The 25,268-nt window shown below is 34.4% G+C and carries 19 protein-coding genes, 1 tRNA gene and 1 pseudogene; 18 read left to right on the plus strand and 3 right to left on the minus strand.

Annotation, left to right across the window (positions count from 1 at the left end):
* Nucleotides 1-4: 4 nt before the first annotated feature.
* From AC1B0Z_RS15805 to AC1B0Z_RS15815, 3 genes and pseudogenes are all read right to left on the minus strand, one after another.
* Nucleotides 5-967 (minus strand): D-2-hydroxyacid dehydrogenase, encoded by a 963-nt coding sequence (locus tag AC1B0Z_RS15805; RefSeq protein WP_483793167.1) that lies wholly within the window; start codon nt 965-967, stop codon nt 5-7.
* A 67-nt stretch (nt 968-1,034) separates the two neighbouring features.
* Nucleotides 1,035-1,505, minus strand: coding sequence for a hypothetical protein (locus AC1B0Z_RS15810; protein ID WP_483793169.1), 471 nt, complete (start codon nt 1,503-1,505; stop codon nt 1,035-1,037).
* A gap of 88 nt (nt 1,506-1,593) precedes the next feature.
* A pseudogene (locus AC1B0Z_RS15815) lies at nt 1,594-1,716 on the minus strand (DUF4130 domain-containing protein); the annotation flags it as partial.
* A 222-nt stretch (nt 1,717-1,938) separates the two neighbouring features.
* Between AC1B0Z_RS15815 and trxB the strand changes: the two are divergent.
* From trxB to AC1B0Z_RS15905, 18 genes are all read left to right on the plus strand, one after another.
* Nucleotides 1,939-2,919 carry a thioredoxin-disulfide reductase gene (gene trxB / locus AC1B0Z_RS15820; RefSeq protein WP_483793170.1) on the plus strand — a complete coding sequence of 327 codons (981 nt, stop codon included), beginning with the start codon at nt 1,939-1,941 and terminating at the stop codon, nt 2,917-2,919.
* A 94-nt stretch (nt 2,920-3,013) separates the two neighbouring features.
* A tRNA-Pro gene (locus AC1B0Z_RS15825) sits at nt 3,014-3,088 on the plus strand.
* 215 nt (nt 3,089-3,303) lie between these two features.
* The gene (locus tag AC1B0Z_RS15830; RefSeq protein ID WP_483793172.1) at nt 3,304-4,668 is read left to right on the plus strand and encodes a T9SS type A sorting domain-containing protein; all 1,365 of its coding nucleotides are present in this window, start codon (nt 3,304-3,306) and stop codon (nt 4,666-4,668) included.
* A 90-nt stretch (nt 4,669-4,758) separates the two neighbouring features.
* The gene (locus AC1B0Z_RS15835) at nt 4,759-7,068 is read left to right on the plus strand and encodes a chondroitinase-B domain-containing protein (RefSeq protein WP_483793174.1); all 2,310 of its coding nucleotides are present in this window, start codon (nt 4,759-4,761) and stop codon (nt 7,066-7,068) included.
* Nucleotides 7,069-7,083: 15 nt separating this feature from the next.
* Complete coding sequence (locus AC1B0Z_RS15840) at nt 7,084-8,106, plus strand: polysaccharide lyase family 7 protein (RefSeq protein ID WP_483793175.1); 1,023 nt, start codon at nt 7,084-7,086, stop codon at nt 8,104-8,106.
* A 99-nt stretch (nt 8,107-8,205) separates the two neighbouring features.
* Nucleotides 8,206-9,270: a T9SS type A sorting domain-containing protein gene (locus AC1B0Z_RS15845; RefSeq protein WP_483793176.1), complete on the plus strand. Its 1,065-nt coding sequence runs from the start codon at nt 8,206-8,208 to the stop codon at nt 9,268-9,270.
* A 20-nt stretch (nt 9,271-9,290) separates the two neighbouring features.
* The gene (locus tag AC1B0Z_RS15850) at nt 9,291-9,470 is read left to right on the plus strand and encodes a hypothetical protein (RefSeq protein ID WP_483793177.1); all 180 of its coding nucleotides are present in this window, start codon (nt 9,291-9,293) and stop codon (nt 9,468-9,470) included.
* A gap of 21 nt (nt 9,471-9,491) precedes the next feature.
* Entirely contained in the window at nt 9,492-11,762 is a 2,271-nt protein-coding gene (locus tag AC1B0Z_RS15855) for a heparinase II/III domain-containing protein (RefSeq protein ID WP_483793178.1), read from the plus strand.
* A 2-nt stretch (nt 11,763-11,764) separates the two neighbouring features.
* Entirely contained in the window at nt 11,765-12,142 is a 378-nt protein-coding gene (locus AC1B0Z_RS15860) for a cupin domain-containing protein (RefSeq protein WP_483793179.1), read from the plus strand.
* A gap of 75 nt (nt 12,143-12,217) precedes the next feature.
* Nucleotides 12,218-13,078: a hypothetical protein gene (locus tag AC1B0Z_RS15865; RefSeq protein WP_483793180.1), complete on the plus strand. Its 861-nt coding sequence runs from the start codon at nt 12,218-12,220 to the stop codon at nt 13,076-13,078.
* 488 nt (nt 13,079-13,566) lie between these two features.
* Nucleotides 13,567-16,803, plus strand: a complete 3,237-nt coding sequence (locus tag AC1B0Z_RS15870; protein ID WP_483793182.1) for a SusC/RagA family TonB-linked outer membrane protein — start codon at nt 13,567-13,569, stop codon at nt 16,801-16,803.
* Between the two features lie 6 nt (nt 16,804-16,809).
* A complete protein-coding gene (locus tag AC1B0Z_RS15875; RefSeq protein WP_483793184.1) occupies nt 16,810-18,411 on the plus strand; it encodes a RagB/SusD family nutrient uptake outer membrane protein in 1,602 nt (533 codons plus the stop codon).
* 17 nt (nt 18,412-18,428) lie between these two features.
* Nucleotides 18,429-19,667: a hypothetical protein gene (locus AC1B0Z_RS15880; RefSeq protein ID WP_483793185.1), complete on the plus strand. Its 1,239-nt coding sequence runs from the start codon at nt 18,429-18,431 to the stop codon at nt 19,665-19,667.
* 23 nt (nt 19,668-19,690) lie between these two features.
* A complete protein-coding gene (locus tag AC1B0Z_RS15885; protein ID WP_483793186.1) occupies nt 19,691-21,187 on the plus strand; it encodes a PKD domain-containing protein in 1,497 nt (498 codons plus the stop codon).
* A 36-nt stretch (nt 21,188-21,223) separates the two neighbouring features.
* Nucleotides 21,224-22,144: a polysaccharide lyase family 7 protein gene (locus tag AC1B0Z_RS15890; RefSeq protein ID WP_483793187.1), complete on the plus strand. Its 921-nt coding sequence runs from the start codon at nt 21,224-21,226 to the stop codon at nt 22,142-22,144.
* A gap of 123 nt (nt 22,145-22,267) precedes the next feature.
* Nucleotides 22,268-22,978 (plus strand): FadR/GntR family transcriptional regulator, encoded by a 711-nt coding sequence (locus tag AC1B0Z_RS15895; RefSeq protein ID WP_483793188.1) that lies wholly within the window; start codon nt 22,268-22,270, stop codon nt 22,976-22,978.
* 184 nt (nt 22,979-23,162) lie between these two features.
* Nucleotides 23,163-24,461 (plus strand): MFS transporter, encoded by a 1,299-nt coding sequence (locus tag AC1B0Z_RS15900; protein WP_483793190.1) that lies wholly within the window; start codon nt 23,163-23,165, stop codon nt 24,459-24,461.
* 36 nt (nt 24,462-24,497) lie between these two features.
* A complete protein-coding gene (locus AC1B0Z_RS15905) occupies nt 24,498-25,262 on the plus strand; it encodes an SDR family NAD(P)-dependent oxidoreductase (protein WP_483793191.1) in 765 nt (254 codons plus the stop codon).
* The last annotated feature ends 6 nt before the right edge of the window (nt 25,263-25,268 follow it).

Genomic DNA, 25,268 nt, shown 5'->3' on the forward strand with positions numbered 1-25,268 from the left:
TTTTTTAGTTTACAACGTTAATAGGTTTTTCGTTTAAAAAAGCCCTTAAGTTATCTATAGTTGTATTCATTAAACGCTGGCGTGCCTCTTTTGGAGCCCAAGCTATGTGTGGTGTAATAATGCAGTTTTTTGCATTCAGTAGCGGATTGTCAGATTTCATCGGTTCTTCAGAAATAACATCTAGTGCTGCACCAGCTAATTTATTGCTATTTAAGGCATTAACCAAATCGTTTTCATTTATTAACGGACCGCGAGCGGTATTAATTAAAAACGCAGTAGATTTCATTTTATTAATAGTGTTTTTATTGATAATACCATTGGTCTCATTAGTTAAAGGACTATGTAAACTTATAACATCTGAATTACTCAATAATTCATCTAGCGTAACAAATTTTAAATTATCGTTTTCAAATTCTGGATAAACCGTTCTGTTATATACTAAAATTTTCATACCAAAAGCTTCGGCTATTCTAAAGGTAGCCCTACCTATTTTTCCAAAACCAATAAGCCCTAGTGTTTTACCCGCTAGTTCTATTAATGGGTAGTTCCAAAACGAAAAATCTTTGCTTTTTATCCAATCTCCTTTTTGTACTGCTGCATTGTGTGCGCCTGCATGATGGCATAGTTCTAAAATTAAAGCCATGGTGAATTGTGCTACCGCTACAGAGCTGTAGTCTGGTACATTAGTTACTATAACACCTTTTTGTCTTGCAGCTTCAATGTCCACGACATTAAAGCCAGTAGCCAAAACACCTATATATTTTAATGCCGTACATTTTGATAAAATAGTTTTGTTAATAGGGGTTTTGTTAGTGAATACTATTTCTGCATCTCCAATATTTTCAATGATGTTTTTGTCGTCGTATGTAGTTCTATCAAAAACTTTTAAATCTCCAAACTGGCTAATGCCATCCCAATTTAAATCGCCAGGGTTGAGCGTATGTCCATCCAGCACAACTATTTTCATAACCAAAAAATTGTTTAGGCTATAAATATAATGGTTTTGATTACAAGGCGATATGGAAATAGTATACTTATCTTACTCGGTTGTAAATTTCGGCATAAATAGGATTTCCCAAACTGTCTTTTTCTGTTTGCATATAGGAGTCTTTATCAATAAAATCAATACTTAACTTGTGTATGCTATCTTTTTCTAAAACAGTATTTAAGGCTTGGGAGCCAAATTTGGTGCGCTCGGATAATATACCATCTTTAAAGGTGTAATCCCCGCTTCCAAACCATTCTGATGGATGGTAGGTAGTGTATCGATTCCACATATATTTTGTCTCAGAAAACATTTTCATTTGCATGAATTTGTTAGAGGTAGTAATGGTATCCACGGAGCCATTGCCACCATAGTTCAGATAGCCAATCATTTTCCATGCACCTTCCAAGGTGTATTCCTTTACTTCTTTTTGCGCTTCAGTATTGACTTCTTTCGGTTCATTTTTGCAGCTTACAAAGGCTAGAAGCATTATCAACATTATGCTTAGTTGTTTTTTCATGACGTATTTGTTTGTTTAGTTATTCTTCAATTTACAAAAAAAACTCACACAGCGTCTTGTTTTTAACAAGGGATTACTAAAAAGAAAATTAAGGCTGTTTTTCGCTTAGATACTTCCAGTAGCGCTTGAGAACATGTTGAACATATAGTTTAGTGTTGACGTGCTCTTCTATAGTTGTGCTTTCAAAATAGTCTTTCCAAAGAGTTTCATAGGCTTTTTTATTTAGTGTAAATCACTCATTTTTTGATTTTTTATGTTGAAGTCAATGTGGATGATTTCTGTTTTTCTAATTATAAAACAAGCCCGACTTATACTAAATCTGGACTATTTTTATATGATAAGACAAGTTTATAACCTCATAAAGACTGTTAATAACTTCTATGTAAGGTTTACATCAAAAATTCTACTTTTGTTCTACTAAATTGATAAGATTATGGCAGAAGAGATAGAAAGATTAAAATGTTTAATAATAGGCTCTGGGCCTGCTGGTTATACAGCAGCAATATATGCAGCAAGAGCCAATATGAAACCCGTGTTGTATCAGGGAGCACAACCTGGTGGACAGTTAACAACTACTAATGAGGTTGAAAACTTCCCTGGCTATCCGGATGGTGTAACTGGGCCAGAAATGATGATGCAATTGCAAGCACAAGCAGAACGATTTGAAACTGATGTACGCAACGGGTGGATTACGAAAGTGGATTTCTCAGGCGATATGCATAAAGTTTGGGTAAATGATGAAAAAGAAATTCATGCAGACACTGTAATTATTTCGACAGGAGCATCTGCAAAGTATTTAGGTTTAGATTCTGAACAGAAATATTTAAAGTTAGGTGGTGGCGTTTCTGCGTGTGCAGTTTGTGACGGATTCTTTTACAGAAATCAGGAAGTTGTGATTGTTGGTGCTGGAGACTCCGCTTGTGAAGAAGCGCATTATTTATCTAAGCTTTGTAAAAAAGTGACCATGTTGGTAAGACGCGATGAGTTTAGAGCTTCAAAAATTATGGAGACTCGTGTTAGAAATACTGATAATATCGAAATCCTATTCAATACCGAAACTGATGAAGTTTTAGGTGATGGACAAGTGGTAACCGGCGTTCGTGTTTCTAATAACAAAACAAATGAAAAACATGTTATTGACGCTACAGGATTTTTTGTTGCCATTGGCCATAAACCTAATACTGATATTTTTAAAGATTATTTAGATTTAGATGAGACAGGTTATATCATTAATGTTCCTGGAACTTCTAAAACCAATATTGAAGGTGTTTTTGTGTCTGGCGATGCAGCAGATCATGTATACCGGCAAGCAGTAACCGCCGCAGGAACTGGTTGTATGGCAGCTTTGGATGCAGAGCGCTATTTGGCAGCAAAAGATGCAACTTTTGAAGTGTCTACGTCAACGTATAACTAAATAAAGAACCATAAAATGAGAGCCAAAGTAAGTTGCTTTGGCTTTTTTTTGCATTTATTTAAAAATATGTTTTCTTTGAAAACTGTTTTTAAAACGGGATGTGGCGCAGTCCGGTTAGCGTACACGGCTGGGGGCCGTGTGGTCGCAGGTTCAAATCCTGTCATCCCGACAAATAAACGCCCAACTTCCGTGAAGTTGGGCGCTTTTATTTTTATGCAGTCTTCACAATTCTTTTGACTAAAAATCAGACCTCTAACTTAAAATATTTGAAATATTAAAAAAATATCAATATATTTGGAAAACCAAATTGGTTAACCAGATTGGAGAACCAGCTAACCTACACTGTTGAATTTACAATTCTATTAACTTTCTAAACTAATATTTATGAAAACAAAACTACTTTTATTATTATTTTGTGTCTCTTTTTTAGGATATTCACAAACTTACGACCACACCACTTATTTTATTAGTGAATTAATTCCTAGTCCGCCTAATAGTAGCACTGCTTTTTTCAATGATTCTGATAATGCAGCTATGGAGCCTTATCAAACAGATACAGATGCAGGTATCGAATATTTCGAATTTAGGGGGCCAGCGAATGGCACTATTCCAGCTAACACCTATTTTATAGCAATAGATGGAGATGGAGATGATAGTGATGTTGGTACTAACATAGGAAGGGTTAGAGAAGCGGTTGACTTAAGTGGACTGCAATTTGGCAGCAATGGAATTTTAGTTATTGTTGTTGATATCACTATGAATACTGGTACAGGTGCAGTTGATTTACTTGGTGCTGATATAAGTGGTACTAAATTCATTAATCCTTATGCAACTGACTTAGCTGCTTCAGATGCCAATGTAGTGACTATACAATTAGTGGCGGACACCATAGAATGGACGGATGAAAGTCCTTCTGATGGTACTAATGAGACTTTAAATGATTATAATGTTTCGTCAATTACCCCAGATATAGGTTATGATGGAACCTTTAATGACCAAAGTTCTACATATATGATCGTTCAATCAGCTACAAATCCTAAGAACGCGATAGTAGATTCAAATGAGGACGGAGTTCTGGATGGAGATGCCTTAACCTGGACAATATATGATTCAGTTAGTATTTTAGATGATGACGATATTACCACCGGCAATGGTGAAGTAGGTGAATTTGGATATGGCAAAATAATTTTTGTGGAACAACTACTGTCCACAGATCCTTTGCTGCGTTTTGATAGTTCTTTATCTCCTACAATAGTTACTCTTAACCAGTATCCTAACTACGTGGCGAGACAAGGTGCCTCTACTGGTTTTGATTGTACTACTGATGCTGTTAATAATGATGATTGGATGGCAGGACGAATGAACTCAGTATCATATCCAGATTGGAGATTTAGTGGTACAGGAACTAGAAATGTACCCAGTGCAGAATTAACAAATAATAATTTCAGCGATTTTAGTGGTCTTTCTTACGGAGAAGTTAATGTTAATTTTGCGTCGCTCTCCGTTGATGATAATTTTGTTTCTAACCTTAGAATATACCCTAATCCAGCAAATGATTTTATAACTATCGAATCTAATGATTTACAAATTAGTTCCGTATCGCTATATAATCTTTTGGGAAAAAGAGTTTTATCTGAAAATAGATTGCAGGATAATATGCTAAACATATCTGATGTAGCAGCTGGCATGTATTTAATGAAAATAAATACTGAGGACAGAACTTTAACAAAAAAAATAGTTATCAAATAATATTGAGTTTAGTTTGATTTAGTTGAATTAGAAAGTCTTTATCGCTCACATAAAGGCTTTCTTTTTATATTAACCATTTAATTGTCTCTTATGAAAAGGTTATTCCTTCTTTTTTTTCTCTGTTCTATAGTTGTTTCATGTAATAAGGAATCAAATGATTTAGGTGTTTTGGTTACTAATATTGCTGAATTAGAAACCTCAATAAAAAATGCAAAACCTGGCGATCATATCATAATGTCGAATGGGGTTTGGAAAGATGTTGAAATTAAATTTAGGGGAAAAGGCACTAAAAATAAACCAATAACTTTAAGGGCGGAGACTCCAGGAGAAGTTACTGTTGAAGGTAAATCATATTTAAAATTTGGTGGAGAATATCTAGAAGTTGAGGGTTTGCATTTTAAAAACGGATACTCACCATCAAATACAGTGATTGGTTTTAAAATTAATGATGATGAAATTGCAAACAATTGTAAAGTAACTAATTGTGTAATTGAAGATTTTAATAAACCGAAACGAGATAACGACGATTTGTGGGTGCAATTTTGGGGACGACATAATGAATTGAGCAATTGCTATATCGCAGGTAAAACAAATAGAGGTCCAACGGTAAGAGTTAGTATTGAAGGTATCGAGAGTATCAATAATTACCATCAAATAGTAAATAACCACTTTGGCCCTAGACCTGTAAAAGGCGGTCCAAGTGGCGAAACCATTCAGTTGGGTAATAGTTATACATCTATGTCACCAAGCCATACCATGGTAGCCAATAATTTGTTTGAGGAATGTAATGGTGAAGTTGAGGTGATTTCCAGTAAAACAAATTTCAATGTTTTTAAAAACAATGTATTTTACAAAAGTGAAGGTTCTCTAGTTACACGACATGGAAATTACTGTACTATAGATGGGAATTATTTTATCGGTGATGGCGTTAATGAAAATTATGGAGGAATCAGGATCATAAATACAGGGCATTGGGTAATCAATAATTACTTTTTTAACTTAAAAGGAAAGAGTTTTAGAAGTCCATTGGCAGTAATGAACGGTATTCCAAAATCACCATTAAATCGTTATAACCAAGTAACAGATGTTGTGGTGGCATATAATACGTATGTAAATTGTAGCGCGCCTTGGCAATTTGGAGTTGGGCAAAATTTAGCGCAATCAGATGTTTTGCCGAAATCGGAAATCCGTTCGGCTAGAGCAATAAGAACAACCGTTGCAAATAATATTGTTTTTAACAAAAAGGGGCTTAAAAATATCGTGGTAGAACATGATAAAGCAGACGGGGTTTTATTTAAGAACAACGTTATAAATAATCAAGGAGTTGCCTTTAAAGACTTTAATGGAGGTATTGTGGAAGCCTCTCTAGAACTGAGAAAATTATCTGATAATATTTATATTCCCGTGGGAATACCTAATGATTTTAAAGCATATAATGGTTTTAATTTTGATACCATTGAAACGGATTTATTAGGTGTTTCTAGACAAGATGATGAAAGTATTGGTGCAATAATGGGTAAAGAGGTTTCAAACCCTAATATTTTAGATAAATCTAAATACGGAGCAACTTGGTTTTCTAATGAGGTTAAGGCAAAAGAGCCAATAACACACGAGGTTAATAAAGTAGAGGAATTACAAGCTAAAATTAATGAGGCAGCAAATGGAGATATTATAGCTTTAGCAGAAGGTGTTTTCAATATAAACAAATCCTTAGTAATTAATAAAACTTTGACTATTCAATCTCACGGGAAATCGCAATTGGTGTTTTCAGGTTTAGAAAATACACCGTTATTTTCATTAGAGTCCAAGGGAAAACTTATAGTTAAAAACTTAAAATTAAAAGGAAACAATTCAAACTATGCATTTGCAAGTTTAAAGGAAAACATGTCAAATCACTTTGGATTAACAGTTTTAAATTCTGAAATCAATAATTTTAATTATGTTTTAAAGGCTTATAAAGAATCGTTCGCTGAGCGTATTACTTTTGAAAACACCTTAATTTCTAATTGTAATAATGGGATAGAATTATCTGAGGAAACGAACGATAAAGGTGATTACAACACAGAATATTTAACCATACGAAACTGTAATTTCAATAACGTAAAAGCAAATGTGATTGTTTATTATAGAGGAGGATATGACGAGTCTACTATTGGTGGAAACCTACTAGTTACAAACTCTACTTTTACGAATTGTGGAGCAAACGAGAAAAACAAAATACTTTTAAATCACTATGGTATTGTAAATGTGAATATCACAAAAAATACTTTTAAAAACAATCCTGTAAAATTTGTGTCAATTCTTTGGGGCGCTAAAAACAATTTATCTTCCGAGAATATTTTCATGAATTCTGGAAAAATAAAAACCGAAGAGAACTTGAAAATGAAGCTGATGTACTAGTTGTGAATCAATAAAATGAAGAAATTAGTACTTGTAATAGTTACACTTTTAATAAACTTAGCTTGTAAGGATGATTCTCGAACAGTTTCAGATAAAGCAACTGAAATTGAAAAAAAAAATCCAAGTGATATTATTCCGTTTATGGACAAATGGAAAATCCTTTTGGGAGACGGAACACATTCGGAAAATTTAGTCGATTTTCAAAAAGATGATTTTTTTTATGTTGAAAATGATGGCACTACGGATTGGGTAGTATATAAATCACCCAACTCTGGGGTTACTTCAAAAAATTCAAAAAACACAAGAACAGAATTAGGTGAAAAAGCACGTTGGACTCCCGAAACTGGAGGAAAATTAACGGGAACTCTAAAGGTAAAACATGTCTCAACCACAGGGGATCCTACAAAAGCATCTTCTTATTCGGTCGTTATTGGACAAATTCATAGTGATGAAGGTCATGAGAACGAACCATTAAAAATCTTCTATAAAAAGTTTCCAAGTCATACCAAGGGCTCTGTGTTTTGGAACTACGAAATCAACACAAAAGGAAACAATTCTGGAAGATTTGATTTTTCAACTGCTGTTTGGGGATATGATTTTTCCGCAGTAGGAGCAGACGAAACAACCTGCCCGAAAGAACCTCTAGATGGCATTGCTTTAGGCGAAGAGTTTAGTTATGAAGTAAACGTATATAAAGGCATCATGTATTTAATATTTAAAAGTGAAGGACACGAAACTAAAACGTTTACAAAAAATTTAATAAAATCTGATTTTCCCACAAAAGCTGACATTCCGCAAAAGGTAATTGATCTCTATTCGTCAAGACGAGACGTAAGTCCAGAAAAAGAAACCGCTTACGTTAGCGAAAAATGTTATTTCAAACAAGGCGCATACAACCAAGCCAATGGTCAATCTACCAAGTCTGAAACCTACGGTGGTAACATTGCTAAACAATATGAAAATGGAAGCTACACGGAGGTTTGGTTTAAAAAAGCATCAGTAGCAGACGGAATACCGCCAAACATAGTCCTTCATTGAGCTACTGTGTTAAAAGATTGAATTTATTATCTATTATTTTGTGAAACCTATTTATTATGTCTATATTTGGTAAACCAAACTGGTTAACCAATTATATAGATGCGATATTTACTTTCATTTACTGCTGTTCTGCTATTTCAATTTCAAACTATAAATTCTCAAGTAGTGTTGGATGCAGATGGACCTGGAAACACCTATGAGTTAATCAATTCTGTGTTAGCACCGGGGTTTGATGTTATTGAAGTTCCAGATTGTAATCACGCCGCTTTCGGTCGGCATATTGATGAGGTTTTTGATTCGGACCTTAATTCAAACGTATTCCGTTTTAATATCCACGTAACACCAGATAACGATCGTTGTAGAAATTTTGACAGGCAACGCAACGAAATAAAGGCTTACGATAAATCTCCTGATAACCTAAAAGGTATCGAAGGAGAAAATGTTATTTATAAATGGAAGTTTAAACTAGATGCTGGCTTTCAATCCTCGCCAAACTTTACGCATATTCACCAATTGAAATCGGTTGGCGGTAGTTTGGAAAGTATGCCTATGTATACCTTAACTACGAGAAAAGGAAATCCAGATCAGTTGGAATTGCGCTATGCGGAAACTGATAGACAAATTACTCTAAAAAAGATGGATTTAGCACCCTTTAAAGGTGTTTGGCTTGAAGTAACTGAGACAATAAATTACGCAACGGATGGTATTTATTCAATTGAAATTAAAAGGGTTAGCGATGGGGTTGCGCTTTTTAGTTATTCAAATAGCTCCATTATCAATTGGCGACCAGGCGCAGAATTTGTGCGACCAAAATGGGGTATTTACAGAAGTTTGATAAATGCTGCTGATTTAAGAGATGAACAAGTGCTGTTTTCGGGCTTCAGTATTGAAGAAACAGATGCGTTGTCGGTGGATGATTTTAATTTTAAAAAAAAAGTAATTAAAGTTTTACCCAATCCAGCGAAGTCTCAAGTTCTCATTAAAGAGGCTGTTGCTAACAGTTTTAGCGAAATATATGTTTATAATAGTTTGGGGAAGCTTGTAAAACAAATAAATTATATTTCTAAAACAATAGATATTTCTGGTTTTAGCCCTGGGATGTATTTTATTGTTTTCTATAAAGGCGCATTTACTGTAGATGTTGAAAGGTTAATAGTTAAGTAATCAAACAAAAGATTTTCAAAATGATTAAAATAACATTGCCACATTCAAAAAACTCAAAAACTATCACAGCACTCCATAAAGTTGTCCTTTTTGTGGTTTTTTTGGTTTGTTCATTTGCTATGTTTTCTCAAACCACTTATAATATTAATGATCCTGAAGATTTAGAAAATCAAACTTACACACCTATAAAATTTGGATGATTTCAAAATAAAGCAAAAGCAATGTTAAAGTATATAAAATCGCATGTAGTATTATTTTTAGTACTATCACTTGTGTTTTCGTGTGAAGAAAAAACAAGTGATGCCAATAATGCAGTATCTCAATCTGGTCATCCAAGTTTGATTTTAACACAAACGGGAGTTACTGATATTAGGGCGAATTTAGGAAACATTCCGCTTTTTGATAAGGCTTTAGTGAAAACAAAGGCTGAGGTAGATGCAGAAATAGAAAATGGTATAGAAGTACCAATTCCTAAAGATTATTCTGGAGGCTACACACACGAACGCCACAAAAAAAACTTTTTCATTATGCAAAAAGCGGGCGCTTTATATCAAATCTTGGATGACGAGAAATATGCCAAGTTTGTAAAAGATATGCTTATGCAATATGCTAAAATGTATCCCACATTACCAGTTCATCCTAAACCGCGGTCTTATGCTAGAGGTAAATTATTTTGGCAATGTTTAAACGATTCTAATTGGTTGGTTTACACCAGTCAAGCTTACGATTGTATTTATGATTATTTGTCTAGCGAGGAAAGAAACAAGCTTGAGACAGAGTTATTTAGGCCATTTGCAGATTTTATTTCAAAGGGAAATCCGCAGTTTTTTAATCGCGTACACAATCATAGTACTTGGGGAAATGTAGCTGTGGGTATGATGGCTTTGGCTATGGATGATGATAGTTTATTACAGCGTGCACTTTACGGTTTAAAAGATGTAAAGATGGATGCCAATATGAAGGATAACGACGGTGGTTTTATAAATAAAGATGGGAAAATAGGTTTTTTTGCCAATCTTGACGAACCATTTTCACCAGATGGTTATTTTACCGAAGGTCCTTATTATCAGCGTTATGCTTCCTATCCTTTTTTAATTTTTGCTCAAGCACTAGAAAATAAAAAACCTGAATTAAAAGTGTTGCAATATAAAGACGGTGTGCTTTTAAAAAGCGTGACAGCCTTGATTAATCTTTCTGATGCTGATGGTGATTTCTTTTTGTTGAACGATGCGCAGAAAGGCATGTCTTATTATTCCAGCGCGTTGGTTGCGGCGGTTGATATTGCTTACCATTTTGGAGGTAACAATCCAGAATTGTTAAGTGTGGCCCAAAAGCAAGGTGAGGTAACGTTGGATGATGCAGGTTTAGCAGTGGCACTAGGCATTAAAGAAGGTAAAACAGAACCATTTGTAAAAAAATCGATAGAACTCTCCGATGGTCCTGAGGGCAATCAAGGCGCTGTTGGAATACTACGTAGTGGTGATTTGGAGTTGGTCTGCAAATACACAGCACATGGCTTAAGTCATGGGCATTATGATAAATTATCATATTCACTATTTGACAAAGGCGATGAGGTGGTTCAAGATTATGGACTAGCCAGATTTGTAAATATTGAACAAAAAGGAGGTGGTAATTACTTAAAGGAAAATAAAACTTGGGCAAAACAAACCATATCGCATAATACCTTGGTTCAAAATGAAACCTCTCACTTCAAAGGGAAATACGATATAGGGAGTATGCATCATTCACAACGCTATATTTTTAGTTCTGATAATGAAGACCTTCAAGTAGTAAGTGCAAAAGAAAATAATGCTTATCCAGGAACTGAATTGCATCGTACCATGGTTACGATTAAAAATTCAGCCTATGAAAATCCTTATGTGTTGGATATCATGAGAGTAACATCCGATAGCTTCAATCAATACGATTTACCATTTTATTATTTAGGGCACATTATGCAGACTAGTTTTGAATACTCAAAATTAGTTACTCCAGAAATTTTAGGAATTAAAAATGGCTATCAACATTTGTATAAAGAAGCTGCAGCAACTACAAATGGAGGTAATATCAAATTAAATTGGTTGCTAAACAACAAGTTTTATACATATTCTGCTGTAACATCTCCAAATGATGAGGTAATACTTGCACGTATAGGCGCAAATGACCCTGAGTATAATTTAAGAAATGAACCAACTTTAATTCTCAGAAAAAGGAATGCCAAAGATGCTGTGTTTGTTTCAACTATAGAATCGCATGGTACGTATAACCCAGTTTCTGAATCTGCTGTTAACGCTTACAGTAATATTAAATCTGTTTCTGCGGTGTATAATTCAGAGGATTACACTGCTGTTCAAATAGAAATGAAGGATGAAATAAAGAAACTATTCATTATTTCAAATAAAAATAATGATAAGAATACGGAGCATGAATTAACAATAAGCAATAAAGAGTATACCTGGAAAGGGCCTTATAAATTAATAGAAAACATATAATTATGAAACGATTCAGCGAAAAGTACATCATCACAAAAGACATGGAATGGGAAGAACTTGGTGGAGGTGTATCCAGAAAATTTTTGGGTTACGATAACCAAATCATGATGGTAAAAGTAAAATTTAAAAAAGGGGCATTAGGGTCTCCACATCAACATTTCCATACGCAAGCTACCTATTGTGTTTCTGGTAAATTTGAATTTGAAATTGATGGCGTTAAACAAATTGTAGAAGCTGGAGATGGTGTTTACATTGAACCTAACTTGTTGCATAGTGCAGTTTGTTTGGAAGAAGGGATGTTAATTGATACGTTTAGTCCTGTAAGAGAAGATTTTTTGAGTGGAGGAGGGGTGTCTTATTTTGGGGATACCGAGTCATAAAAAAACTGACTTTTCATTATCATTTAATGGTTTATTAATCATTCTAATTTAAAACTTAAAAAGGAATAAAAAACTATGAGGGTATTACTTGAATTTAAAAACAAAACATTCTGGATTTATTATGCCTTAATAGTTATAGCTTTCTCGTGCTCTAATTCGCCAGATATTGTTGTAGAAAATCTAACTATGGAGATGCCTTCTCATGGGCAGGTTTTCAATGAAGAATTAATGATAAATGAGATTGCAGATACCAAAATTGAACACATAGGTATTAGGGGAGGAAATGAATATGATATTGTTTTACCCGAAATGCATGTAACTATGTTATTATTTTTAAAAGGTGAAGCAACCCTGACTGCAGATTCTGTTACCCAAACAGTTACTCCGGAGTCTATCGCAATTCCTATGAATGGAATTAATATCTTGCAAATTAAAGTTCCTAAGTCGGGAGAACTCCATTTCTTAAAATTTACAAAAAAGCTCTCTTTGCAGGATGTTGAGGATATTAAGGCGTTCCCTGAAGAAAACAAATACAAGCTTTATTTTAAGCGTTTTGTAGATTGTGAACCTTATACTGAGAAAATTAAAAGTCCAAACACAACCAGTAGAACTGTATTGCCAGCAGATATTGTTCCACGAGTTTCACTTGGCACTGTTGAAGCTATGGGGCCAGATGAAGTAGGAGCTCATAAACATCCTATGCTTGACCAACTTTTTTTAGGACTGTCTCATAATGATATAGTAGTTCATGCGGATAATCGTTCTGTTAATTTAATGCAATATGCATTGTTACACATTCCTATTGGATCTAGTCATGGGGTTAATGTGGATGAAGGAAAAAAAATGAACTATATGTGGATGGATTTTTTCCTCACAAAAGAAGGTCAGAAATGGTTAAAAACGCATAAACCTGCGGCTTCTGATAATGATGAATAGTTGATTTTGCTACAAGAATTGTACATTTTATTTAATGAAGTACACATTACAAACACCTCTATTTAAAGGATAATATAGTTTACATAAAGTATGATATTCTTTGTTAGTACATCTTGAAAATAGTTTAATCGTCATTAAACATCATAAAGTCGAAAATTAATTTGATTTAACAGAAAATTAGTATATATTTGGAAAACCAAACTGGTAAACCAATTTGGAAAACCAATAAAACTAAACTAATGTCTAACACTTCAACAAGGATAATCAACGATCATATAAAGTAGATAAAGGAGAGGCGCAAACCTATCTTTTTAAAACTTATTTACTTCTTTTAGGAGGGAAGTAAAATAAACATGTTATCACAACGATAATCATCGTCTTGTGCTAATTTACATAAAATGATTTAAATATATTATTTCTAAAAGTGGTAGCAAGAATAATATTAAATGCAACTAGAGATTATTTAAAAATAAAAACTAATTATGAATATGAAAACTAAACTGTTGTTAGTGCTCACTTTGGTTTTTGGCTATATGCTAAATGCACAAAATATCCCAATAAATGGTGTGGTAACCGACCTAAGTAATATGCCTATTCCGGGTGTGAATGTTATTATAGTTGGTGCATCAAAAGGGACAACTACTAATTTTGATGGCGCTTACACAATTAACGCTAAAAAAGGAGATGTTTTACAATTTAGTTATGTAGGGTATGCATCCCAAACGAGAATAATAGGTGATGATACTACAATTAATATAGCTCTAAAGGAAGATATTAGTAAATTAGATGAAGTGGTCGTAGTGGCCTATGGCGAGCAAAAACAAAAGAATGTAACTAGTGCTTTAACAAAAATAGACGCTAAAGAAATTCAAGATATTGCGGTGGCACGTGTGGAAGATGCGCTTCAAGGTAGAGTTGCAGGTTTAAGGATACAAACCGTAGCATCAGAGGCTGGTGGTGACCCAAAAATAACACTTAGAGGACCAGGTTCAATTACAGGTTCTTCTTCGCCATTAATTGTTGTTGATGGAATTGTATTGGGTACAGACGCAGATATTTTATCTTCAATTGATAATAATAATATTGAATCAATAAGTGTGCTAAAGGACGCTTCTTCAGTTGCTATATATGGTTCTAGAGGCGCAAATGGTGTAATTTTGGTGACACTTAAACAAGGTATTGAAGGAAAAACAAGGTTCTCATTTAATACATTTACAGGCTATAAATATGCCACTGATAATGAGAATTTTACATTTTCGGTTGCAGAAGAAAGAGCGCGTTTAAATGGGTTGCAAAGTGCTGTTGACGGTATTGCTGATCCTATTAATTTTGCAAGAGTTAATCTTAGATATAATCAAGCCTATGCCGAATTAGAGGCATGGGATTATTTGTCTGAATTGAGTGGAGGTGAATTAGATTTACAGGATGAAATCTTACCAGGAGGTACTATAACCAGTCATTCGTTTGGAGCGCGAGGAGGATCGAAGCTTACCAAATATTCTGCATCAGTAGCCTATCTAGAAGATGAGGGTATTGCACTAGCCGATAAGTTTAAAAAATATAACGCTGATTTAAAAATAGATACCAAGTCGGAAAGCGGAAACATAAGGGCAGGAGTTAATATTCGTGCGAGTTATAACGACCAAGACAGATTGCCTGCTAGATTTACTGATGCATTAAGACAATACGGCGCTATACCATTATATCTAAATCAAGACCATTTAGATGTTTTTAACGCTTACCGAGATGCTGGCGGATCCCTAAGTACTGCAGGTACCCAGTATGAAAACTTAGAAGTTGGCAGTTATGGTTTTTCTAGACTGTTTGATAGAGTCTTTTTTCAGGATCAAAATAATCCAAGAGCTATTTTAAGAGATCCTAATACAGGGTTGCCAGTTATTAACACGCAACAAGGTTTGCCAGGACAGCTAACATTGGGTTTAACCAGAAATGTTCATCCATTAGTACCTTATCTTGAAAGATCTAGGATAAAAAGAAGGTTTAGTTTAAATGCTGCAGCCTATGTAGATTTCAAATTAGCTAAAGGGTTAAACTTTAAGCAAACTATTTCGGGTACTTTTAGGCATACCAAAAATAATAATGCAGATTTTGTTGCTGGAAATGAAAATATCGTAAACTTTGGGGACGAAGGGTTTCGTTTTGAGAGTAGAGATGAGGTTAATCAATATGTCATTGAATCTGTTTTAAGATATAAGAGAGACTTTGGAAAACATAACTTTAATACTATTTTAGGTTTCGAATTCACTAATAGAGATTTCTCAAGTCAAGATTCTGAAGCTTTTGGTGTATACTCAAATGATTTTAATGAAAATATTGCATTAGCAGATGGTGGTACAACGTTTACTCAAAACGGATCGGATAAATTAGTGTCCTATTTTGGAAGGCTAGATTATAACTATGATGAAAAGTATTTGGTGCAAATTTCTGCGCGTACTGACGGAAGTACAAGATTTGGCTCAAATACAAGATACGGGTTTTTCCCAGCTGCATCCGTTGGTTGGAATGTATCGAGTGAAGATTTCCTTTCCGATAGTGACGTTATTACCTTCTTAAAGCTTAGAGCTAGTTACGGTATTTCAGGCTCAAATCAAATTTCAAATAATATTTATGATTCTTTATATAGATTTGAAGAAACATTCGCTATTGTTAGTGCCAATGGAGAATCGGGTGTTAAAAATACTGCTTTAGCAAATGCAGATTTAGGTTGGGAGAAGTTAGTAGAGTTTAATCCTGGATTAGATATCACTTTCGGAAGAGACCTGTTTAGTTTAACAGCAGATTACTATACAAGAACAAGTGAAGACTTAATACTTTCTGCTCCAGTATCTGCGGCGTATGGTGTTGATACCTTTTTACAAAATATAGGGAAAGTTAGAAATCAAGGTGTTGAGCTTGCTATAAATTCTAGAATTTGGACCAATGAGAATTTTAGTTGGAGACTTTCTGGTCAATTTGGCTTAAATAGAAATGAAGTGTTAGATTTAGGTGGAAATGAGCAGATAATATCTAGAATAGATCAAGAAAGTAGGCCAACAGAATTTATTGCGAGAATAGGCTTGCCTATTACATCTTTCTATGGTTATGTTTTCGATAGAGAAATTGATATCGATTTTATAGATAATCCATTCAATAGATTTAATAACGATTTTGCAGAAGTGTATGTAAAAGATTTAAATGGAGATGGAATTATTGATGCAGACGATAGAACGGAAATTGGAAGCCCTTATCCAGATTTTACATGGGGTTTCAACTCTGATATCTCATATAAAAACTTAGATTTTACGTTTCAGTTTCAAGGATCACATGGTGGTGAGGTAAGAGTGGCAGATTTAGATCAGTTACTTTTTGCGAGCGAAGGTGCTGTTCAAGCTACGGCATTACCAGAGGTAGAGCGAGATAAAGTTATACCGCGAAGATTTACCAGTGCACATATACAAGATGCTTCTTTTGTAACTTTAAGAAATATTACAATAGGATACACATTGCCTGAATACTTATCTAACAAACTAAATTTTGATAGATTACGATTATATGTCACAGGAAATAACTTATTGTACTGGACAGCAAGGGGGTACCAAGGATTTAATCCAGAAGCTGCAGGACAAACATCAAGTAATGCAAATACACCTTTAACTGCAGGTTATCAAAGAGGGGACGGACCTGTGGTAAGAACTATATCAGCTGGTATTAATTTTCAATTTTAATTAATTATGAAAAAGACATTTAAATACATAAAAGTATGCCTCGTTATGATAGCTTTTCTTTCTAGTTGTCAAGAAGAGTTAGATTTGAATAATCCAAATGCGTTTTCTCTAGAAGAATTATTGCAAACCGCTGATGGTTTTGAGTTATTGGCAGTTGGAGTTATAGATAGTTATCAAAAAATACCGGCAAATGAATTTTTATTGATTGAACTAAGATCAGATAACAGTAGGGCCAATGCGCAAAACGGTGTGTATCCAGATATTGATTCTTATAATATCGATGCCAACAATGGTGATGCGGCTACGTATTGGTCGAACAATTATGCTACCATTTTTAGAGCAAATACAATTATAGAAAATAAATTTTTGGCTCCAGAAGAATTTCAATATACTATTGGAGAAGCATATTTCTTTAGAGCTTTATGCCATTTTAATTTGGTAAGAGCTTATCAGAATGTGCCATATTTAGACGCAGTACTAGATATTAATTCTGGTGAAGCTGAAAATTATCCTCAATTACCACCGTCAGAAGTCTATGAAAGAATTGTTGAGGATTTTAGAACATCAATAGCCTTTTTAAACGGAGCTCCTCAAAATAGATACCGCCCCTCAGAAGGCGCAGCTATTTGTTTACTAGCTAAAACGTTTTTAAGTCAGCCAAATCCTAATTATGCTGAGGCTGAGTTATTATTAGCTTCTATAATAGAAAACAATGCGTCATTTGGATACGATTTATTGACTATTGATAGAGATGAATCAGAAAATTTCTTGTTCGATGCCGATCCAAATGATCCTACTATAAATATTTTAACTACCGAAGAATATCGTGCAAACCAAGCTATTAACTTTGCAAAGGTTTTTGGTAATGATTTTGTTGGTGAGTTCTCATCTGATAATTTACGATTAGATGGTTCATTTACAAATAATGAAGGACTAGAGCTTAACGAAGAAATTATTTTTTCTATTTCTTATGAAGCCATTAATACTGATAACGTTGTAAGCAGTCAGAGTGGTTTAGACGATCAAGTTGAAACTGACGCAGAAGGGTTTAGTAATGCTATGACCGCAAGTGGGCCATCTAACGGTGTAAATGTAGCCACACTAGATTTACTATCGGTTATGACCCCAGAATTACAACCCGTTAGATTTGATGGTACCTTTAGAAGTATTACTGTAATTGCAGATGATGTTTTAAATGATACATTTAACTCTAAATATCCATCTTCTGGAGAAGCGAACGGCAATGATTGGATTATATTAAGATATGCAGATGTACTATTATTATATGCAGAAGCTATTTTAGCCGGTGGAGATTCTACTACCGACACTAGAGCAATTGAAGCATTTAATCAGGTAAGATTGAGAGCCGGCCTTGAAGAAGTTGTTAACTTAACAAAACAACAATTATTGGAGGAACGCAGAGTAGAGTTCACATTTGAAAATCAACGCTTGTATGATTTGATAAGATTTAATGAGGCAGATAATGTATTGGGAGCGCATTCAAATAGAAATGGATTTTTATACACAAGCGATAAAATTTATCTCCCTATTCCACAAAGAGAACTGGATAATTTACCTGGTGTTTATCGCCAGAATAACGGATACTAAATTAAAAATTGTAACTAATGAAAAGATATTTGTTTAATTTTAAAACTATGTTCTTAAGCTCACTTGTGCTCTTAAGTTCATGTTTAAATGATGATTTACCTGATGTAGGAGACTTGGTTGATCTTACCGGCCCAACACCTTCATTTAATTTTAATGAAATCACTACCTCTCAGTTTACTTGTGATGAAGTTTTAATTTTTGCTAACTATGAAATTTTCTTAGAAGCAGGTTCCAATTTATCCGTAAACGGAACGCAGTATGAATGGGTGATTACAGAAGTGATTAATCCAAATACTGCACAAGAAGAAGAAGTGACGGTTGCAGTAGATTATATCAATAGTCAAAGAATACGATTGATGGCATCTTTAGAAGCTTTAAAAGCAGATGTTATTGCTTTAGAGGAGGATATCGAAGAGCTTGAATTAAAGTTACCATGTGAAACAGATCAAGTAAAACGAGATGCGATTTTAGCTGAAATTAGTGCTTTGGAAGTTGCTTTGCAAGCTGCAAAAGATGCTTTAACAGGTGATACTCTAGAAAGTATAGCCGATTTAGAAAATCAAATTTCTAATTTACCAGCAGGTACAATTAACGATCAAGAGGTAATAGTAGCTTTCCCTGGTCCAGGGACGTATAAAATAGCCCTAACCGTAACTGATAATAATGGTTGGAGCAATGATATAGATGACAATTTAACTATAGTTGAAGCGGTGCCAACTATTCCAGTTCCGGAAATTGCAGAGCCAAGTTTTGAGGATAATAGTTTGCCCGATGGCACTGGAGATGGTAGAGATTCTTGGAGAGTGCCAAGTAATTCTGCATGGAGTCCATTAGGAGGTGGTACTACGGTAATACAGATTAACACAGATACGAATCCTGTGGATCCACCAAATTTACCAGATGGAAGGCAAGCGGCGAAGTTCCCTGCAGGTGGAGCCAGAGTAGCTTACCAAGAAATTGATGTAACACCCGGAGCAGAATATGTTTTAACATACCATTCGGCTTTTGAAGTTACCCAATTTGCAGAGCTTAAAGTTTCAATTTTAAAGCCGTCAACATCTAGCTATGCTGAATCTTTATTAGAAGATAATATCGTCGCCTCTAGAACGGATAATAACATAGATAGGGTAGATAATATATGGAGGCAACATGCCCTTTCTTTTGAAGCTGGTGAGAACGAGTCTGTAATCATTTATGTAACTAATTCAGGAGATGAAAGCAGATTGGATTTCTTTGAGATTTTAGTAAAACAATAAATAAGATTTTAAAACACGATATCATGATTATTGAAATAATTAAAAAATACAACATAGGTGTTCTTTTAATATTGTCTATGTTTCTAACCCTAGCATCATGTTATGATAGTGGTTATGAAGAGTTCGTTCCACCAACTGGAAATGTTAATAATATACAGCCCAATACCCTTTTTACGACTACCACAAGTGCTGAGGATAATTTACAAATTGTATTTAGAAGTTATTCTACGGATGCGGTTTCATATTTATGGGACTTTGGAGATGGAAATACATCAACTGAGGCAAATCCAAATTATACATATGCCACGGGGGGGTTATATGCCGTAACATTAACTACTACAAGTTCTGACGGCTTAGAAGCCATTGCTTCAGCTAATGTGTCACCTATTTTTGTTGACTTCAGCTTTAGTGCAATAGATTCTCAAGTAACATTTGAAAACCTTACAACAGGAGCTAATACTTTAGTTTGGGATTTTGGTGATGGTAATATAGTAGAGTGGGATGCTGAAGACGCAGGAACCGATTCAAATTTTAGTCCAATACACTCATATATCACTGCTGAAACCTTTACAGTAACACTAACAGCCACTAATTTTTTAGGTACAGAGGTTTCCGTTAGTAAAAATATAGAAGGTTTGGTATTATCAACTGTACCAGATTTTACATTTGATGTGTCTTCTCTAGACGTGCAGTTTACAGATGCTTCAATTTTAGCGGTATCACATAGCTGGGATTTTGGAGATGGCAATACATCAACTGAAACTAGTCCATCACATACTTACGCAGTAGCTGGCACTTATGATGTTACTTTGACTACAACAAATGAAGCAGGTGTTTCTAGAAGTGTTACAAAACCAGTACCAGTAGGAGGTATTGAACCTACATTTAAGGTTATAGTGCAAAATGGGCAATGTAATGATCATACCGCTAATACAGGCGATAATGCCGACGCATGGGATATGACACCAAACAGTACTGTTGTTGATGACAATTTAGGAACAATAGATAGCCCATATAGAGCACTTTGGAGAAATACTGATTTAAACACTTATATAGATGCAACATTCTGTACAAACGAACAACCAGGATCTACTAGTGATGGTAATAAGTTTGGACCTAATGCTGGAGGAGGAAGAGGTGTGAAACTAAGTAATAATTGCCGTAGATTGTATCAGTTAGTTGCAGTTGAGCCAGGTGTAGAATATACATTTACTATCGACACACGTTCTGAAGCTGCAGGAATCAATACAGAAGTATTTATTTTAAATAATGAAATTACCACGGAAGAAGCAATAAATACACCAGCAGCACGTGCAATTAATACAGATGGTTATGCCTTGATTGATAATGATTTTAACAGCAGTAAATCATCAAGTACTAATGATACCTTTACTACTACTACATTTACGTTTGAAGCATCGGCAAACATAGCTGTAATTTATGTTAGAGCTTTAAATGCAGTTGATAGTAGTAACGAAGTATTTATCGATAATATAGATATTATTACTCCTGGATTTTAATTTTATAAAATTGTTAGAAGAAAAATTAAATTAAAAATGAAAAACTTCCGAAAAGAAATATTAACAGCAATTTTAATTGTATTTATTTCTGCCAATGCTACCTCTCAAAATAATGGAAGTAGTAATGTAGAGTCGGAAACTAAAGTTGAAAAGAAAAAGAAAAAAAAGAAGAAGAAAAAGAAAGTAAGATTGCCAGATATAGACTTAAGTCACTGGAAAGTAACTTTACCAGTGCTTAATGAAAAAGGTAAGCCGTATGAACTTGAGCCGCCAGAAATATTTGATTATGCAAGTAATGAAATAGCAAAGCCTTATATGTATATAGATTCGACGCAAGGTGCTATTGTTTTCCACGCAATGCCAACAGCATCTAAAACTAGAAACACCAAGTATACAAGGTCTGAGCTTAGGGAGCAAATGAAACCAGGTCATAATAATGTGAATTGGACTTTTGCAGATGGAGCATATATGAAAGGAAAGATTGCTATGGAAGAGTCTTCTAGAGATTCTAATGGAAAATATCATAGAACTATTATCATGCAAATTCATGGGAGATTGACGAATGAGCAGAGAGATTTAATAGGGGAAGATGATAATAATGCACCGCCTATTTTAAAAATATATTGGGATAAAGGAAAAGTTCGCGTTAAAACAAAGGTGTTAAAAAACTTAAATGCAAGTTATGAAGAATTGCTTCATGAAGATGTGTGGGGAGATGATGAGGGCTTTAATTTTGAGCAAGAAGTTGGTTTTAGAAAGTTTACTTTAGAAGTAAAGGTATCAGAAGGAAAAATGGTGGTAGTACTTAATGGGAATGAGTATAAAGTATATGAGAATATACATATGCGCAAATGGGGCGTTTTTGAAAATTATTTCAAAGCTGGAAATTATTTTCAATCTAGAGATGAAGGTGCATACTCGAAAGTACGTTTTTATGAATTGGAGGTAAGTCATTAATTTTATTAACAACTACTCCAAGAACAGCTATTATTGAAAATCAACGTAAAAGCAGAAAAGTTTAGTCGTTTTTATTTAAATTTAGAGATGAAATTTGGTTAACCAGTTTAAGAAAGTTTACAGATGAAATTAGAATCAATAGTAATTAGCGATAGTAAAAAAGTGCAGAACGAAATAATCGCAAAGATTAAGGAGTTGATAAATTATAAGAACTTAGAACCTGGAGATAAACTACCTTCAGAAAGAATGCTGTCTGATAAGTTTGGAGTGAGTAGAGGAAATGTTAGAGAGGCTATTCAAAAGCTTGAGTTTTATGGTTTGTTAAAATCCATCCCACAAAGTGGTACGTTTGTAGCAAATATTGGTGTAGTGGCCATGAATGGAATGATTGATGATATTTTAAGACTGGAGTCGCCCGATTTCAAATCGTTAGTAGAAACTAGAATTTTATTAGAAATTAAAACAGTAAAATTGGCTTCTTTAAGAAGATCTGAAGAAGATTTAAAGCACATAAAAGACATGCTTGATGCTTACGAGCAAAAAGTATTGTCTGGTGAAGATGCTGTACAGGAAGATTTGCTATTTCATTTGGCAATTGCCAAGGCAAGTGGGAATAGTACCATGAATACCTTTATGTTAACCATTACACCACAAATCATAATAGACTTTGGAAAGTATCATGTTTGTGACAAAAATCAAGCTGTTCTGGGTATAGAAGAGCACAAGCAAATTTATAAGGCAATTAAGGATCAAAATCCAGATTTAGCAAAACAAAAAATGAAAGAGCATTTTAGTGTACTCTATCAATATTGTTACAATATTAAATCGGCATAAACGCAAATGAAAAGTATAATTCACGTATTTGTTTTTCATTTCAAAATATAGTAGGGGAGAAATTTTTCAGATTAAGATTTCTTCATAATAATAGATTAGGTAATACACAAGAATATTAATGGTATGTTCAGTAACATAACTACTTTTAGTTGTGGCTGGATAGTATTGAAAAAACTGAAACATTATGAAACTAAAAGGATTACGATGGTGGGTAGTGGGCCTTGTGGCATTGGCCGCAATCATTAATTATATAGATAGACAAGCTTTTGGTGCATTATGGCCTGACATTGCTAATGATTTATTTCCTGAAATGGATAAGGATGGGCATAAAGCCATTTATGGTACAATATCAACTGTTTTTATACTATCATATGCTGGAGGTCAAGCCCTTTTTGGTAAAATTTTCGATTGGATAGGAACCAGACTAGGTTTTGCACTTTCCATAGGTGTGTGGTCTATTGCAACTATGTTACATGCCTTTGCTCAAGGAATGTTAAGTTTTTCAATCTTTCGATCTATATTAGGAATTGCTGAAGCTGGAAATTGGCCCGGAGCTGCAAAGGCTAATGCAGAATGGTTTCCAACTACAGAGCGAGCACTTGCACAAGGAATATTTAATTCAGGAGCTGCTATAGGAGGAATTGTTGCCTACCCAATTATAGGTTTGTTGGCTGTTTATTTTGATTGGAAGGCAATTTTTATTGTAGTCGCTGTACTAGGATTTTTATGGTTAATACCTTGGTTTTATATGGTAAAGAGCCCACCAAAAACTCATCCTTGGCTTACAGATGATGAAAAAAAGTATATACTCTCAGGACAAAGAAATCAAGATATTAATGAAGACGGAACTTATGATGAAGGATATGCGCCTACCACTGGCCAATTATTCAAGCATAAAGAGAGTTGGGGAGTGATAATAGCTTCTGCGGCGATTGATCCAATCTGGTGGTTATTTATTGTTTGGATTCCGATTTACCTGTCCGAAGTTTTTGGAATGAATGTCAAAGAAATTGCATTTTCTGCATGGGTACCTTACGTAGGTGCTATGATAGGAGCTATATTTGGAGGTTTACTTGCTAAAAATAGAATAAAAGCTGGTTGGTCTGTAGATAAAACAAGAAAAATGACGATAACTTTAGGTTGTATTATTATGATTCCGTGCTTCTTTTTATTAAAAGCACCAGCTTCTTCCATAAATGCTGTAATTATTATGGCAGTTTTACTTTTTGGTTTTCAAATAGCAATCGGAAATATACAGACTTTACCAAGTGATCTTTTTAGCGGAAAAATAGTTGGTACTTTATCTGGCTTTGCTGGTATGGCTGCTAAACTAGGAGCAGCAGGACTTACTTACTTGGTTGCATTTATAACTACTGGAGGCAACTATACACCTGCATTCATTATAGGTGGAGTTTTAGCTATAATAGCGCTTTCTGCTATTTGGTTTTTGTGTCCAAGAATTAAACCATTAAAAGCGAAATAAAAATATAATAAAAACAAGTAATAAAAATTAAAGAACATGAGTAATTTAAAAAATAAAGTAGCAGTAATTACAGGAGCTACAGGAGGAATTGGTTTTCAAGTAGCCAAAAGACTTGGAAATGATGGATATACTGTAGTTTTAAATGGTATTGATGATGATGCAGGAGCCGATAGGGTTAAAGAGCTAACGGCAGCAGGAATTACCGCCGAATACTATGGTTTTGATGTTACCAAAGAAGATCAGGTAACAGAAAATATTACCAAAATTGGAGAGAAGTATGGTAAAATAGATGTATTGGTTAATAACGCTGGTGGTTTAGGTGGTAGATCTAGATTTGAAGATATGACTACAGAGTTTTACAGATTTGTGATGGCATTAAATTTAGATTCAACATTTTTTGCATCAAGAGCTGCCATACCATTTCTTAAAAAAAGTGACAATGCATCCATTATAAACTATACATCAATAGCAGGTTGGAATGCAGGAGGGCCTGGAGCGGGTATTTACGGCACATCAAAGGCAGCAGTACACGCCATTACTAGAGCTTTGGCGAAAGATCTTGCCGAATATGGCATTAGAGTTAATGCTGTGTCACCAGGTACTGTAGATACTGATTTTCACAAGCAAATTAAATCAACAAAACCTGAAGTGTTTGCGTCTTGGAAAAACAATATTTTGTTAGGTAGATTGGGACAACCAGAAGAGGTAGCATCTGTTATTTCATTCCTGGTTAGCGATGATGCTGCATTCTTAACTGCCGAAACTATACAAGTAGGTGGTGGACAAGGTTTAGGGATTTAAAATGAT

Source organism: Hyunsoonleella sp. J2K-J805 (genome assembly GCF_057167125.1).

Coding starts and splice junctions, on each gene's coding strand:
- AC1B0Z_RS15905 (WP_483793191.1), top strand. CDS start 24,498: ATGAGTAATTTAAAAAATAAAGTAGCAGTAATTACAGGAGCTACAGGA.
- trxB (WP_483793170.1), top strand. CDS start 1,939: ATGGCAGAAGAGATAGAAAGATTAAAATGTTTAATAATAGGCTCTGGG.
- AC1B0Z_RS15885 (WP_483793186.1), top strand. CDS start 19,691: ATGATTATTGAAATAATTAAAAAATACAACATAGGTGTTCTTTTAATA.
- AC1B0Z_RS15870 (WP_483793182.1), top strand. CDS start 13,567: ATGAAAACTAAACTGTTGTTAGTGCTCACTTTGGTTTTTGGCTATATG.
- AC1B0Z_RS15845 (WP_483793176.1), top strand. CDS start 8,206: ATGCGATATTTACTTTCATTTACTGCTGTTCTGCTATTTCAATTTCAA.
- AC1B0Z_RS15830 (WP_483793172.1), top strand. CDS start 3,304: ATGAAAACAAAACTACTTTTATTATTATTTTGTGTCTCTTTTTTAGGA.
- AC1B0Z_RS15875 (WP_483793184.1), top strand. CDS start 16,810: ATGAAAAAGACATTTAAATACATAAAAGTATGCCTCGTTATGATAGCT.
- AC1B0Z_RS15860 (WP_483793179.1), top strand. CDS start 11,765: ATGAAACGATTCAGCGAAAAGTACATCATCACAAAAGACATGGAATGG.
- AC1B0Z_RS15840 (WP_483793175.1), top strand. CDS start 7,084: ATGAAGAAATTAGTACTTGTAATAGTTACACTTTTAATAAACTTAGCT.
- AC1B0Z_RS15850 (WP_483793177.1), top strand. CDS start 9,291: ATGATTAAAATAACATTGCCACATTCAAAAAACTCAAAAACTATCACA.
- AC1B0Z_RS15865 (WP_483793180.1), top strand. CDS start 12,218: ATGAGGGTATTACTTGAATTTAAAAACAAAACATTCTGGATTTATTAT.
- AC1B0Z_RS15900 (WP_483793190.1), top strand. CDS start 23,163: ATGAAACTAAAAGGATTACGATGGTGGGTAGTGGGCCTTGTGGCATTG.
- AC1B0Z_RS15855 (WP_483793178.1), top strand. CDS start 9,492: ATGTTAAAGTATATAAAATCGCATGTAGTATTATTTTTAGTACTATCA.
- AC1B0Z_RS15810 (WP_483793169.1), bottom strand. CDS start 1,505: ATGAAAAAACAACTAAGCATAATGTTGATAATGCTTCTAGCCTTTGTA.
- AC1B0Z_RS15895 (WP_483793188.1), top strand. CDS start 22,268: ATGAAATTAGAATCAATAGTAATTAGCGATAGTAAAAAAGTGCAGAAC.
- AC1B0Z_RS15880 (WP_483793185.1), top strand. CDS start 18,429: ATGAAAAGATATTTGTTTAATTTTAAAACTATGTTCTTAAGCTCACTT.
- AC1B0Z_RS15890 (WP_483793187.1), top strand. CDS start 21,224: ATGAAAAACTTCCGAAAAGAAATATTAACAGCAATTTTAATTGTATTT.
- AC1B0Z_RS15835 (WP_483793174.1), top strand. CDS start 4,759: ATGAAAAGGTTATTCCTTCTTTTTTTTCTCTGTTCTATAGTTGTTTCA.
- AC1B0Z_RS15805 (WP_483793167.1), bottom strand. CDS start 967: ATGAAAATAGTTGTGCTGGATGGACATACGCTCAACCCTGGCGATTTA.